This is a genomic window from Kribbella sp. NPDC003505 (assembly GCF_040610875.1).
In the GTDB taxonomy this organism is placed as follows: domain Bacteria; phylum Actinomycetota; class Actinomycetes; order Propionibacteriales; family Kribbellaceae; genus Kribbella.
Map to the genome: position 1 here is coordinate 55,795 of NZ_JBEXNA010000008.1, position 14,138 is coordinate 69,932.

Annotated in this window: 8 protein-coding genes and 1 pseudogene; 7 read left to right on the top strand and 2 right to left on the bottom strand. The window is 65.8% G+C overall.

The window, feature by feature from the left end:
* Positions 1-880 precede the first annotated feature (880 nt).
* The 4 genes from ABZX12_RS26425 (at position 881) to ABZX12_RS26440 (ending at position 9,662) form a co-directional block, all read left to right on the top strand.
* Positions 881-7,888, top strand: a complete 7,008-nt coding sequence (locus ABZX12_RS26425; RefSeq protein WP_355697307.1) for a hypothetical protein — start codon at positions 881-883, stop codon at positions 7,886-7,888.
* A 38-nt stretch (positions 7,889-7,926) separates the two neighbouring features.
* A complete protein-coding gene (locus ABZX12_RS26430; RefSeq protein ID WP_355697309.1) occupies positions 7,927-8,445 on the top strand; it encodes a hypothetical protein in 519 nt (172 codons plus the stop codon).
* Between the two features lie 3 nt (positions 8,446-8,448).
* On the top strand, positions 8,449-9,009 hold the full coding sequence (locus ABZX12_RS26435; RefSeq protein WP_355697311.1) for a hypothetical protein: 561 nt from the start codon (positions 8,449-8,451) through the stop codon (positions 9,007-9,009).
* A 416-nt stretch (positions 9,010-9,425) separates the two neighbouring features.
* Positions 9,426-9,662: a hypothetical protein gene (locus tag ABZX12_RS26440; protein WP_355697313.1), complete on the top strand. Its 237-nt coding sequence runs from the start codon at positions 9,426-9,428 to the stop codon at positions 9,660-9,662.
* 473 nt (positions 9,663-10,135) lie between these two features.
* Here ABZX12_RS26440 and ABZX12_RS26445 read toward each other — a convergent pair whose 3' ends face one another.
* Positions 10,136-10,771, bottom strand: a complete 636-nt coding sequence (locus ABZX12_RS26445) for a hypothetical protein (protein ID WP_355697315.1) — start codon at positions 10,769-10,771, stop codon at positions 10,136-10,138.
* 438 nt (positions 10,772-11,209) lie between these two features.
* Between ABZX12_RS26445 and ABZX12_RS26450 the strand changes: the two genes are divergently transcribed.
* Both ABZX12_RS26450 and ABZX12_RS26455 read left to right on the top strand, forming a co-directional pair.
* The gene (locus tag ABZX12_RS26450; RefSeq protein WP_355697317.1) at positions 11,210-11,344 is read left to right on the top strand and encodes a hypothetical protein; all 135 of its coding nucleotides are present in this window, start codon (positions 11,210-11,212) and stop codon (positions 11,342-11,344) included.
* 295 nt (positions 11,345-11,639) lie between these two features.
* Positions 11,640-11,825, top strand: coding sequence for a hypothetical protein (locus tag ABZX12_RS26455; protein WP_355697319.1), 186 nt, complete (start codon positions 11,640-11,642; stop codon positions 11,823-11,825).
* 150 nt (positions 11,826-11,975) lie between these two features.
* Here the strand turns inward: ABZX12_RS26455 and ABZX12_RS26460 are convergent, their stop codons facing one another.
* Positions 11,976-12,272: a hypothetical protein gene (locus ABZX12_RS26460; protein ID WP_355697321.1), complete on the bottom strand. Its 297-nt coding sequence runs from the start codon at positions 12,270-12,272 to the stop codon at positions 11,976-11,978.
* A gap of 1,198 nt (positions 12,273-13,470) precedes the next feature.
* Between ABZX12_RS26460 and ABZX12_RS26465 the strand changes: the two are divergent.
* Positions 13,471-13,746, top strand: a pseudogene (locus ABZX12_RS26465) (transposase); the annotation flags it as partial.
* Between the last annotated feature and the right edge of the window lie 392 nt (positions 13,747-14,138).

Below are 14,138 nucleotides of genomic sequence, written 5' to 3' on the forward strand. Positions count from 1 at the left end.
CGCGAGTGGCAATGGCGGTACCGAGAACCTGTATGACAACGACGTCGGGGGTGATCGCTGCCGCACCGCCGGCTAACGGCCTCAGCGCGAGCACACCCCAGAGCCCCTCCCTCGGCAGTTCCAAGGCTGCGCCAACGGAGAACCATCCGGCGCGTGAGGTCGTCCAGGTCCTTCAGGTCGAGCGCCCGCAGGACTGGCAAGGCCGTCACATGATGCCCGTTTGACCCTGTGGTGCGCCAGCACCTCTTCGGGGTCCATGAGCTCGGCCGTCGATTCAGTGACGAGCTCGATGAGATGGACCAGCGCCCTTTGTGGCTGGAGCGAGCGCGGCGTCGAAGACCAGTTCGGTAGTGTCCTGGGCCCGCTGTGGGGTGAGTTCGGTGAGCTTTCGCTCGGCTTTTGTCGCAGCGTCGGGTGCCGACTCCCAGTGGCATCCATCGCGGAGCGGACCCTCGGCGGAAGTTGAGAACCGGGCCGAGTTTTCTTTGGCCCAGTGCTCTTGCAACTCCGGCTGGGGCAATCCGAGTTCATGTCAAGCTCTGGGGGCGCGCCGCGCCGCTCCTCTGGACTTCGGGCAGCTGATCAGGCGTAGCGAACCTCATACGCAGCGCTGTGCCGCGGCGCACGACTGGCAACTTCGCCGATGCCACCACTCGTCGGACCGACCTACGGTCGGCTCGGGTGATACCCCAACGAGTCTCGGCCGGAGGGTATCAGGGTGGGAGGTTGTCGATGCAATATCGCTGCGTTGTCCGATCGACCTTACGGCATTGGTTCCGGCGATGGTGAACCTTTCCTCGGCGACGGCAGCTGCGGAGCAGAACAGGTCTCGCTCGGCGTTTCCGACCGGTCGCATCGGTGGACACCCCGATGAGCGGCGGTGGGTACGCTGACGACTTCGGCGATCTCGATGCCCGATGCGGCAACTCGTGCCCGCGCGACGATCGCTGCCGCCCTTGGGATCGTTTCACCGTCCGCGGTGCCACTGCGCGACGGTCGGGTGAGCCTGGGCGACCGGCAGCAGGGCTTCCTGCCGGCTCACGTCCTCAGGATGTTGGATGAGCGGTTGCGTCGTCGGGCTGCCGACCACGCGCGTGATGAGCGGATGCTGGCCGAGGCTGTCGCCATCCTGGGCGCCGAGATTGCCGAAGCCCGCGGCAAGTCCGGGCCCGATGGCGCGACCGCCGCGCTGGATCGGCTGCTGCACGTTGACGGGCTGAGCCAAACCCAGCGGGCCGAGGCTGAGGTAATGCTCCGCGTCGCGCTCGAGGAGGCGGCGCAGGAGTCCGAAGGAGCTGCCGCCCGGCTGGCTTCGTTACCTGGCGGTCCTAAGCCGGTCATGACCTCCCAGGTCGTGTCCGCCTCCCAGCAGATCAACCGTCACGCTCAGCTTCTCTTCGCGACCGACCAGGTTCAGAGAGAACGCCAACGACCAGAGGTGGTAGGTCGCCACCGCCGCCCTTCGACCCGTCAGACGCTCACGCGGGCGGTCAGAGGCACTGGACTGATCGCCGGCGGCAGGCCGAGCACAGCTCCTGAGCTTGACAAGACCATTGCGCTCGCGACCGTCGCGACGCTCCGCCCGTCCGACCTGGGTTCCTCGGTCACCGACCGACCGACCATCGACCCGCAGACCGGACTGGCCGTCATCACGACGGCTGCAACCGACGTTCCGCAGTACTTCAGCGTTGAGATCGCGCCACCGCTCCGCGGGCTGGTCGCCCAGGGGAGGGAGCGCTCGGGTACGGCAGAAGACCCGCATGTACTGCGGATCTCGCCCGACCTGCCGGATGAGCAGCTCCGTCAGGTCTGGGTACACCAGCTCTCCCAGATGACCCAGCAACTGGAGGCGGCAAACGCCGCGCGACCGCGGGGGATCTTCGGCAGGCTGCGTTCCCTGTTCAGCCACGAGCGCCGCGATCGCCGACTCGACGCGGACTATGCCGCGTACCGCCTGCTGGCCAAGGACTGGCATCAGGCCCGGGAAGAGATGCTCGCCTACGGCCGGTCGCGTGGACCGCGAGACCTGGAGCACATCGAGGGTGATCTCCGGGGGCTCGCGGCGGCGATCAAGCGCCGAAGCGGAAGCAGTCCGGAATACCCCTGGGCTCCGGACTCGATCTACTCGCCTCGCGCGGCTCTCCAGGGCATCGCCGCTGCCGAGGCTCGTCGACGGGCCACCCCGGCTCCGCACGCCCCTGCCCAGTTGCGGCAGCAGGTCGTCGCTCAGATCGCCACCCTGCAGGCCGCCGTATCGGACCTCGAGAGCCAGGCCGACATCAAGGCGACGAGCGCCAAGGGGGCCGCCGCCAAAGGAACTGGGCCGGAGCGGAACAAGGCACGGCGGCACATCGAGCTCTCGAAGGCCTATCAGGCTGCTGCGTCCGATGCCGGGCGGGCGCTGGCCGCCCACCATGCGCTCCTTGATGAGCTCGATGCGGCCATCGCCGACCCGGACCGGCCGCGGACACAGATCGTCCAACTGGCCCGCCAGGCGGCTCAGCAGGCCGAGGCCTATGAGGCGAGCCGCAACCATGCGCTGCCTGTCGACGATCTGGAGACCGGGGTTCCTACCGGTCGTCGGCTGTACGCGCCGGTCGACGACATGAACAGGATGCTGGCCGCGCACGGCAGCAGCGTGCGCATCGAAGCGGATGCACCGCCCCCGGTGCCGCACGCCGAGTACCGTCGGCTGTTCTCGCCTGATGGCGTGGTCGTCACAGTCGGCGGTAGTCCGGATGACGACGTCACCACCATCTGCCAGGTTCGGCTGCGGATGAAGGTCAGGGATCTGACCGAGGTGCCCAACCGCGACTACGAGCTGGGCGAACTCCTGAGGGGCACCCTCGGCGAAGGCGGCCAGGGCATCGCCACAACAGCCACCCACGTCTCCCGCGCCAACGCCAGCCTCAACATGCAGCCACTCATGGCGCGCGCCCCTCTCGGCAGTCATGTTCAGGTCGCGTCACACGTGATCGCACCCCGCGGTGACTTTTCATCGAGCCGAAGCCTCGCCGAGACCGCCGGTGCCAGCGCCTACTTCCAGCACGGGCGGGTCGACGTCCACCGGGGTGAGGGCTTCCTGTACACGGGGCAGGGTCAGTGGGAGATCGAGGTCCGAACCTCGGCCACCGGGCCCTGGAGCTCCGTCGAGACAGTCGATGCCGGACAGCAGCTGATCTGGGTGGCCAGCCCGTACGTCGTGAAGGCAGCGACCGAGACGGTGACGTTGAAGCAGCTCGGCCGCGAGTCGGACCTGAGCAAGACCTTTCCCCGACACACAGTCACCAGGATCAGCGGCGTGCAGGGCATCACGGACCGCCTGATCTCACAGGCGCGCGCCAACCTGGGCCCCATCGACCGGATCGGGTACGACTACATCAGTGGGCTCATCACAGAGGATTCCTACCGACTGCTGCCGGACATGGCCAAGCCCGGCGGGCTCAGCCTGCCCATCCCGGTGGCCGGCGAATCCGAGTACCAGCTCACGGTCGAGGTCGAGCCCAACTGGAGGACTGCTGAGCTGCGCGGTGAGTCCAGTAAGGAGAAGGGGCTGGAGGAGGTGGAGGTCGAGTTCGCGGGCGTCACCGCGAGTCAGGTGTTCACCACCTCGCGCTCCGGCTCGGTGGCCCTGGCCTACCCAGGCGCGGCGATCGCCGGGCAGCCGGGGTCAGGTCATCTGCCGACTCCGACAGCGCTGAGCGATGTGGGGTCGTCGCATGTGGACATCTCGCCAGGTGTCTCCGCCGGACGCCGAGCCTCCCGCTCGGGCGGGCAGGACCTCAGCGCTACCTCGATCACGCCGGTCGTGCACCGCTACATGGGCCCGACTCAAGGGGCCGTCGTTGACCTCAGAGTGACGGCGACTCTCCGCAAGCTCTCCGACCCCGAAGCGGCTCCAGTCGTTGTCACCGATACCTGCAAGGCCCGGATGCGGTTGCCGGAGAACGACCTGCTGCGGGCCGGTGGACCGGTCGACAAGAACGCCGTACTGCGTACGGACGACGAGACGATCAAGCCCGGTCAGGACGGCCGGGCGCTGCTGAGGGGCGATGCGACACCGCCGACCGCACCGCAGTTCCTGCCGCCGTGGCACGATACCGGCGAGAACCAGTTACGCGGCCCGGGCAAGTGTCTGGTTCAGGATCTTGAAGGCGCTGAGGACGCCCAGAGGCAGGCACTGACCGCGTTGAGCACGATGGGCTTGGTGCCGCCGCTGGATGACGATTACCAGCCTCGGATCGACGCGCTGCCGTCGGATCGGCGGCTGCGCGCCGGACAGCTGGCGAACTACGACCGGGTCATCCGGCAGATCAACGCGCCCCGGATCGAAGCGGGCATCAATCAGGCTTGTCAGGGTGGTCTGATCGTGGTGCTGATCGACCAGCGAACCGGTCACGCGCCTCGTTCTCACCCGTTCCGGCTCGCCGTCACGCAGGACTTCGCCGACGTCGAACCCCTGGGCACCAGCACCGACGACTACGTCGTGCGGCTCGGAATCGCCTCCGACGCCACCCAGCGGACGTCCGGCAGGTCGACCTCGGTACCGCTGTCCGTCGGTGTCGGTGTCGACGATCTGCCCAAGCGCATTGCGCGTTGGGTCGGCAAGCTGGGAGCCAGGCTCAGCCGCAACGCGGTCGCTCGCAACTTCGGCTGGTCAGCCGGCCGCCGAGTCAACCGGGTGACACTGCACGAGAGCACGGGACCGGTCGACAAGCTTCGGCAGGGTATCCGGATCACCTTCGCCGAGATCACCGACCAGGGCGACTCGGAGATGCTGGCCGATGTCACCGGCCGGATGACGCTGGCCTACGACAGCGCAATGACCCGGGCCGAGGCGCCGGTGTTCGACGCGCAGCCGAAAAAGCCGCACACAGCCGCGATCGACCGCTCGATGCTGGTCGCCGTCGACGCCGGCAATCCGGCCGACCGCATCTTCGCGGCGGTGCCGCAGATTCGGTCCGACACGAGTGCCCTGCTGCAGCTGCACACGCTGCTCGCCCCGGACAGCCTCGTCGCTCACCCCGAATGGAGGAACGGCAGCTACCGGCTGCCGATGGTGATCACGCCTCCACCTGCCAATCCGGAGCAGGCGCTGCAAGATCGCACCCTGCTGCCGCAGCAACTGAAGGTGGTGATTCGCGGCGAGGCCGTCAGCAAGACCTTCGTCGCGAAGAGCGAGCAGAACACCGGCGACATCAACTTCACCATGCACAACGTCGGCTTCACGTCCGGCACCTCGACGTCCACCGGGATCGGAGGGTCTCGCGACGGCCCGATCGACGGCGACGACTCGTCGCTATCGACGTCGGAGGCGATCGGCCGGACCAGCGGCACCTCGCAGTCCACGACGAGCAGCGAGACGACGGGTGCGGAACGGCTGCTCGTCAACCTCGGCACACACTACGAGTCCATCGAGCGCTACAAGCTCGTCGCCGACATCATGCAGGATGACCGCGTCATCCAGACCATACAGCTCGACGACGCGCTGGCTCAGAGCACGATGCCTGAGCGTCGAGCCCTGGAACTGTACGGCAGTGGAGTTCTCGACCTTCCGCCAGCAGTCCTGGCCGACGTGGACGAGCGGTTTCGGGCCGGGACGCTCGACCTCGAACCGCGCACCGCCGTCGGTTTCGAGCGTCGATACGAGTTCGAGAAGACCGATGCGACCACCGACGACCGCGCGATACAACTCACCGACATAGTGCGGGTGCAATCCGGCATCGCCGAGTCGACAAAGTCGACCCCCAAAGAGCGGTTGAGGGAGACGCTCGTCAGAGCACAGGATGCAGTCACCCAGCAGCGAGCCGTCCGCATGCCAGATCGGTACCAGCACGGACTCGCTGCCAGCCAGGTGGAGTTGATCACCCCGCTTTCCGATCCGCATGGGCGCGTCGAACTGCTCAACCTCATCCGATCGCAGATCGATGAACTGGCGCCAGGTCATCTGGCGACGGATCCGCTGCTCGAGCCAGCCCTCGAGGTCGATCTTGGAACGGACAGCTACCGAGGCCCGCTCGAGGACATGTTCGGCCCGCGCGGGTATCCCACCGCGATCGAGGTTCCGGTCGACGGTCAGCAGCGACCAGACGTGCTCATGATCCGTGTCAAAGCCCACAAGGTCGGCCCGATCATGATCGACGATGTCCCAAAGATCTCCAAGGTTGACGCCATCGGACTTATCCAGGGCTACAAGTACAGACAGCTTGATAGATCGGTCAGCCGCAGTACGACGTACACAGCGAGCCTCGAGCTCGCACAAGACAACGGCGAAGGCGGCACGCCGTCCGGCGGTGTCGCGACCAGCCGTATCCGCCAGGTCACTTCTGGCAGCGGCGAGCAGAACACGACTCTCGACCGAACCGGACACTTCGACATGGCGAAGGTCAGACAAGAGATCGTCTTCACCACCGAGGTGATCCGGCTGCACAACGCGGGCGCGGCGGAGATGGCCAGCGGCAAGTGGCGGCGCAAGCGAATCGATCCGGCCCTCGTGACCACCGTCTCCGAGCCACGGCAACTGCGAGCCATGATGACCACGCTGGTGCCTCGGAAGCTGATCCGCGACGCGTCGACTGTTGACGACCAGCAGGCCGTCCCGGAGCAAATCCCCGAACACCGAACGTTCGAGTGGCCGGCAAGCACCATCCCCGAACAGGTCGTCACGTACGGCAAAGGTGACAAGCCGACTAACCAGCTGGTCAACCAGCTCAGCAGTCACCTCAGTCAACCCGAAGTGCTCGGGACAGCGGGCGTGCTCGAGAACCAGCTCGCGATCGAGACTCAGTTAATGCCGACCGCATTGAAGTCGAATTTCAAGGAGCTGACCAGCGAGAACGGCTTCCGGATGCAGCCGATGGCGGCTCCCGGCAACGGGCGAACCACGGTGGCCGTAGTAATCCATGCCAAACCGCTCGGCTGGGAACTCGACGACGACCATCCGCTGCCAGACGCCCAGACCGGGACGGTCGAACGGGGTCAGAAGACCACCAACTCCTCCACGACCGGGAACCACTTGCTGCCGCCTACCGTCAGCGGAGGCTCCAGTGACGGCATCATCTCCGTCGGCGGCTCGGTCGGTGACCAGGTCAAGGAACAGTCCTCCGGCGGACGCGGAACCCGCCAGGAGAACACCAAGTTCGAGAACGGCGAGGTCGTCACCGTCCGGATCCCGGTCGTCTACGACATCACGGTCCACCAACAGACGGACAAGGGTCGTAGAACGCCGGAGATCAAGCGGACAACGCATCTGCCGAACGCCGCGAAAGCCCAATTCTTCGTGACCATGCTGAAGCATGAGTACCTTGAGCTTCTCCGCCAGATGGAGACCGGCGATCCGATCGACCTGGCGCAGATCGGTCGTCGGCTTCCGGCCATGCGAGCCAAGCTGGACAAGCCGGACATGCGCGCGACCGAGTTTGCCCAGGACGCCCCAGGTCAGAAGGTGTACCAGCCCTATCAGCCGTTGCTGGATGCTCTTTTGAAGGCGAAGCTGGAGAGAAGAACAGTCGTCCTGGCCGTGCGGGAAGCCGACGGTTACGATCGGCTCTATCAGGCATTTCCGAACGGGACGATGGTCGGCGTCGACGACGGCGGTTTCGCCGCCGCGTTCGCCACGCTGCACCCGACGATGGTGAAGATGGCCGAAGGAAGAGTCGATCTGCGGGAGCTCTACAACACCTCCGAACGCAGAGGGAGCTTCAGCGCGAAGGTGGCCGCCGAGCTCGAGCAGAACGGCGTACCTACAAGCATGCTGAAGGGGCTGGACTACTCCACGACCGTCCGCACGTTCGACAAGGCGCCTGAGATTCCACCGCAGCCCCACCCCATAACGGGCGGGTGGACTATCACGCCGACGGCGCATGGGCCGTCGCTGGGGGGCCCATGACCGCGAGCGAGGACGAGAGGGACGATATGGCGTTTGCCGTGGCACGCACCAGAGACGAAGCGCACCTCTACCTGGAGCTGCATCCCTGCCCCGACTGCGGTTCGGTGGACGCATCCTGGGAGCACGGTCTCGCCGAGGAAGCCGGCGAGCTGGTCATCAGCTACGCCGCCATCTGCCCTGGCTGTGGGGCAGAGCGCGAGTACCTGTTCGGTCTCCCAGTGCGCGAGACCGCGGCCGTCGGTTGGCCGACGTTCGGTGGCCCGGAACCGTCGGAACTGCTGGACCCTGGCCAATGGATGGATATAGCAGACCAGGCCGCCGCGGTCGTGCCGATCGATCCGGTCGAGGCCGCTAGGGTGCTGGCCGTCGCCCGGGCCGCTGTCGACGAGGTGATCAAGTTCGTTCCCGGCGGGCAGGACGCCGTACCGGACGAGGAGTTCTGGACCCCCGAAGGCCAAGCGATCCGGGATGCCGAGCCCGGCAGATTCCGCCTCGAGCGGCTCATGGTGGTTCGGGACGCCTACCACGATCTGGTCCGAGACACAGGAGCGAAATAAACGATGCTGACGGCAAGGACCCTGGCCGAGGCGCAAGTCTACGTGAGCCTGACGACAGCCTCCGACACGACCGTGCCGGCCACCCGACCCGCGCCGATCGAGCCGGGGGCGAACCTGATCGAAGGCGAGGACGGGTGGACGTTGGCCTCGACCGCCGGCGACATCGCGATCCCGTACGCCTCGGAGCACACGGCCCGAATCATCGACTCGCGCTTCGGGCTGGGCGTTTCGGAGCTGATCGACGCCGCGCAGTGGGCCGTCGTCGCCGCGACGTACGCCCGGCTGGCGCTCGAGGCGGACATGGCCTACGGCGGCCGCCCGGAAGAGGACCGCGATGCCGTCGAACTTTCCTGGGAGTTCGCTGTCGACGCCGTCGTCGAGGCCCTCAAGTTCCTGCCGGACGACGCCGACGAGGTACCGGACGTGGCTGTGTGGTCCGAGTTCGGCCAGCGTGCCCGCGCAGAAAACCCGCATCTATTGACACGAGCCAAGCTGTACGACGACCTCGAGTACTACCAGGGCACGCTGGAGGACTTCCGGGCAATCTACGGCGAGCCATCCTGAGGAGCAGGGCGCGCCAAGCAAGTAGCACCGCGAATGACACAGAGCGATCCAGTGGTCCTGACTGCACAACGATGCTCGCGGCGGCATCGGTCTCGATGGCCAGCGCTGGTGAGTACGACTCGACCCGCCGCAGGACAGCTACCAGGTCGTGACCGCCAACAGCTATAAGGCTCTGGCGACTCCGGGCGGCAGCACGGCCCCGGTATCCAGTCGATCCAGCCGTTCTTCTGACGACCGAGCCGATGGGAATCGGAACGTAACCACGAGCATGTCCGGACTAGTGGAGAAGAGAACCTAGATGACCAAGACTGTCCCGGCAGCAGGTCAATCGTTAGTTGAGGAGTTGTCGTGAGCACGTGGGATGGCGAGCCTGGGATCCTCGAAACTACAGTTACCAGGAGGGTTGGAGCGATGCGATGAACCGCTTCGCGACCGCCACTGATCCGGACCTGATCCGCGACATGGTGGATCGAGGATTCGCCGAATTCGCCGAAGAGGACCTCTTTCCGCTCCGTTCCGAACGGACCGCCGACGCCGCCACCGTCAGGGGTCGTGTCGACGCGATCGAGGCCTGGAGACGTGATGGAATCGCGGAGCCACCTGATGCGCCGACGTTCACCATCATGACAGGTCGCTGTTCGCGCCGTACATGACACACAAGGAAGCCATGTCGGCCGGCAACACTCACGAGAGCGGTCCAGAGCACGCCGAAACCTGCGGCGGGCGCTCGGTGGACAGGCGTCGGCGGGTGGTGCCACGCAGACAGCAGCGGTGGGCAGACCGCAGTCGCAACCACGCCTCGCCAACCCGCGTGGGCAGAAGCAGCTGCCCGATCGCTGATCGCCACGCCACCATCGGCCAGCACCACCGCAACATCACCAGTACCCGCCAGGTCATAACCCGAACGACGCTGCAGTAGCGACGCCAGCACAGCAGTGAACTACGCCGCCAGCCGGCCACCTCCGACAGGTCGGCCAGCAGCCGTGACCGGAATGCGATGCGAACCCCGCCCATCGGTACACACCCTGATCCGCGGACGCGTCGTTGTAGTCTTCACCCACGGAGTGACCCGGCTCCAATGCGCTCCACCGACAACTTGCGCACACCCGACCCGGTCTATTTTGGATTAGTAGCCCAGCCCTTGCTGACGTGTCGGTGTTTGTGGCCAGCTGGGACGGGCGGGGCCAGTGTCCGTCAACCGCTTGGCTCCGTGGTTGGTTGGGTATCCACCGGCAACGCGGAGCGCTGTGATCTGTTCTGAGCGGGCCGCGAGTTCTGCCCTGTCCGTCTCGGTCCAGATGAGAACGGGCAGTCGCCGCTGGGACCTTGCGAGCGTTGCCTGCAGAGCATCGCCCACCGTCGGGTCGAGGTTTGTGGGTGACTTCAGGCATTTCGCGTAGTTGCGCATCATCGCGGCGTGCATGCGCTTCGTCTCCTCAACGGAGAGTCCTCTTCCACCAAATGCCCCAGCCTTGGCCTGGCCGTCGTAGTGGCGCAGTTCGGAGGATATCGGGTTCCCCGCGAACTGGGCGGCGAATATGATGTTGCGCTCGATGTACTCGGCATCGTGCTCAGGCAACTCCAGCTCGATATTGGCCTCGAGCGCGTCCAGCTTCGTTGTTGACAAGGAATCGCTGATCGCAATGGCGACGACCGAGCTTCCAGTCACTGCCGAGGCCAGGCGGTATTCGTCGGCAGGAGCGCCGCTCGGCTGGTCGAGCTCTCTCGCGCGCAGAGCCACCGCGATGCCAAGGCCGCTCATGGAGTGATTGAGGAACGACCGGGCACCGCGTCGGTCCGAGAGTGACACCTCCGGCGACTCGGAAACACGGTTCTCCGACGCCCCGCCCTGCGAGGTGGAGTTCCAGCCGGGAGCCATTGCCCTCGAGTTCGGTTGCCCCCACCGAAGCACAGCCGACAGACCTGCCAGATCGACACCACGCAGCCCATGCCATCTAACCGACCCGTCAAAGACGAGCCCCCCACTCCAGTCGGTCGATGCCACGAGCCGTCCTCTCATTGCACCGTCAACACCTACTCTAGTACGGCAGCCGGACTTGGTGGTGTGGGGCGTGGCGGCTCGCACACGTGCTGTGCAAGGCGAAATGGGACGATGACGGGGTGCGTGACGACCTGCGCGAATACGTCGTCGATCGGCTCGGCAGCCTGGACGCACTGCTGGTCGTGGATGAGGCCGAGCGTGAAGAAGGGCGCACATGCCGACGCTGTGCAGCGCCAGCACACCGGCACCGCGGTCCAGGTCGAGAATGCCCAGGTCGCGGTCTATCTCACCCACGCCGTTCGTTCGTTGCATTGGACAATCACTCCCGATTGAAGCAGCACCCCGTGCCAAGCGGCAGCCCGGCGGCGGGTCCAGCCCCGCGCAATGGCGGCCGAGCTACTGGATCCAAGTCGAGTTCTACCTGGGTGCACTGCCGGCAGTCCAGCAGCATTCGTTGCCGGCGGCGGAGCGGTGCTGGGCGACAGCGTCGACCGATCCTCCTGAGGCAGGCCACGGAGTTGCCTTTGCTGCCTTGACGTCAGAACGGTGGAGGTTCAAGGTTGGAGGCTGGTCGGTCCGTTTGCTGTGAGGGCGTCGGTCAGAGAGACCAGCACCTGAGGGAAGCACAATGGGTACGGAGATGGCGTTCGCCTGGGGCGTGGACTGGGAGAACTTCGGGGCGTTTCGGGCGGTTGCCTCGCCTGCCGACGTTGATCTGGCGGTCGAGGGGCTCGGGCTGAGCGCCGAGTACGTCGGTTCTCGGCAGTTGGGTCGGGCGTTGTGCGCTGCGCTGACGCATGACTCTTACCTGTAAGAGCACCAGGCGGACGCACCATACCTGACGCCCGGGGGCGCTGAAGGCGCTCGAGATCCTCGAAAGTAGTTGGCTGTTCCGAGAACTGGCCCTGTCCTCTTACCGGAGGCAGCGCCACGACAAGCCGGGGCACCTGAGCGACATCGTGGCTCATGGGCGGACCTCTATCGGGCCATGGGCACCAGGTCGTGTCCACCCTCGCGCCGCCATCTCGTTCCGCCAGTCGGTTACATGCCCGAACGCATCCTCGAAAGCCTCTGCCCGATCATCCCTGGTGGCAGCCGCGCCAAGCCGCTCGTCCAGCAACGCGAGCGCGGCGTTGGCCTCGGCCGCCTGCACATCGGCAAACCGGCCAAGCTGATCCCATAACGCCGGATTGTTCGTCGTCTTCACAATGTCCGGGGTTGGAAAGCTCCGCGCCGTAATCCGCCTGCCGTCAATAGCCATGAGGCCCTTCTCGATAGGGATCTCTGTCCGGAGATCAGCGACCCAGAATCCTGGCTGAACGGCGGGCAGATGCCAGAGCCTTTTGTTACCGCCGCGCCTAGCTAGAAGTTTCTGGCTCTTCACTCGGCGTCGTCACGAGTAGACGGGTTCGCTTGCGGGGGCCGGTGACGAGTTGGTCGGGCGAGGCTGCAATGTGGTGGGCCTCGTTCTCGGGTGAGATCTGACTCCCCTGATAGGCAGTCGTCATCGTCGTGCCACTGCCTGGCCTGAGCGCGGACAGGTTAGTGCCGACCGGCTTCACGATCCGGCCTCGCAGATCGACGTGCGGCAGCTGGTTTCTGTTCAGCGTCCGCCCCTTCAGCGCGTGCACGCTGACCATCTGGGCGGCCAGCCGTCCCAGGTCTTGCCTGACCCGCAGACACCTCCTCAGGAGTCCACTCCCGGCTCGAACTGCCGGGGGACCGAGCCTGCCCAGGTATGCGGGTCTCCTCCACGCCGCCGGGCCGTCCCACTTCAGTGGAGGCTGATACGGTCGGTCGGGCTGAGCTCCCGCCGACCGCGGTCGCCCCTGGCGACTCGGCATTCTTTTCGGACCGCCCCGGCTCAAACGTAAATCGCCGTGGCCACACTGGCGGCCCTACTCCGAAGCGGCGCAGGTCATCCATACGGTCGACCATTACATCTTCGGGCAAGTACCGTCGGTCGGGACCGTGCCAACGCGGGTTATCCCGAATTCGAATGGCCGCGTCGACCACCGTGATGCCGCCATCAGATCGCACGCTGAACCTCCGCCCGGCCTCCGGCAAGTCCAACCTGCCGGCGCGCACCTCGCGGTGGTAATACCAAATCCATCTTGCCTTCTCATAGACATCCACAGTCGTCGTCCTCTCAGAGCTCGACGGCCCGGCAGCAGTGGCTTGGCCAGAATTTGGTAGAGTTCTCTCGCTGCTCATGGCCGCTGAGCGAGGTACACCGGATCGCGGGGGCGCTATCGGCGCGCGAGGCGTTACCGATGGTCAAATACTGGCGGGTCCCGGCGTTCTGCATCCTCACGTTGATGACCTCGTCGTCGACACCTCAGCAGTCTTCGCCGCAGAATGCGCCGCTCGCATCCGCAGGATCGCCAGCGGCGCGATCAGCCTCGGTGACTAGGGCGTGTCTGCTAAATCGGCGGGGGCGAGTGGCTGATGATCGAGTGGTGCTTCGTTCGGGTGTGATTTCTGATGAATTGTGGGCGGTGATCGAGCCGGTGCTGCCGTCGGGTGCGGGCCGGCGGGGCCGGCCGTGGAACGATCACCGGTTGACGCTGGAGGCGATCGCGTGGCGGTTCCGGACCGGTGCCCCTTGGCGTGATCTGCCGGCCGAGTTCGGGGCCTAGCAGTCGATCTGGGAGCGTCACTGCCGCTGGTCGATCGACGGCACCTACCGGGAGATGTTCGCCGCGGTCCAGGCGGCCGCGCCTGGAGTCGACGCAACGCCTACCTGCACCGTCGGCCGACGCCTTCGGGCCGACGGACGTTCTGTTTGGTGAGTCGATGAATCGGCCTGGCCGGACTCCGGCTCCGTATGTTCAGCAACTGACACGTTCTGGTCTTGATCAGTGGCCGAGCCTCGACATCGAGTTGCCAGACGTGAAGTCTGTTGCCGTCCTCGAAGTCCCAACGCCACCTGTCGAGCGCGATGAGCAGTGGCGCTGATTCTTCGGTTGCCGTCGCCTTCGACACTGGGCAGCATCGATTTGCGTACCCGTGGGGACTGCAGCCACTCGCCCATCGGATCACATTCTGTGGCCACGAGGCCGCTAGTGCCTCGGCAAGAAAGGTTGGGGTTGTAACCGTGTCGGGTTGACCGGTTCGGCAGCGGGTG

Bases quoted from the DNA above. Each gene is read 5' to 3' on its own strand.
- ABZX12_RS26445 (WP_355697315.1), bottom strand. From the start codon at position 10,771: ATGAGCGGCCTTGGCATCGCGGTGGCTCTGCGCGCGAGAGAGCTCGAC.
- ABZX12_RS26440 (WP_355697313.1), top strand. From the start codon at position 9,426: ATGAACCGCTTCGCGACCGCCACTGATCCGGACCTGATCCGCGACATG.
- ABZX12_RS26455 (WP_355697319.1), top strand. From the start codon at position 11,640: ATGGGTACGGAGATGGCGTTCGCCTGGGGCGTGGACTGGGAGAACTTC.
- ABZX12_RS26460 (WP_355697321.1), bottom strand. From the start codon at position 12,272: ATGGCTATTGACGGCAGGCGGATTACGGCGCGGAGCTTTCCAACCCCG.
- ABZX12_RS26435 (WP_355697311.1), top strand. From the start codon at position 8,449: ATGCTGACGGCAAGGACCCTGGCCGAGGCGCAAGTCTACGTGAGCCTG.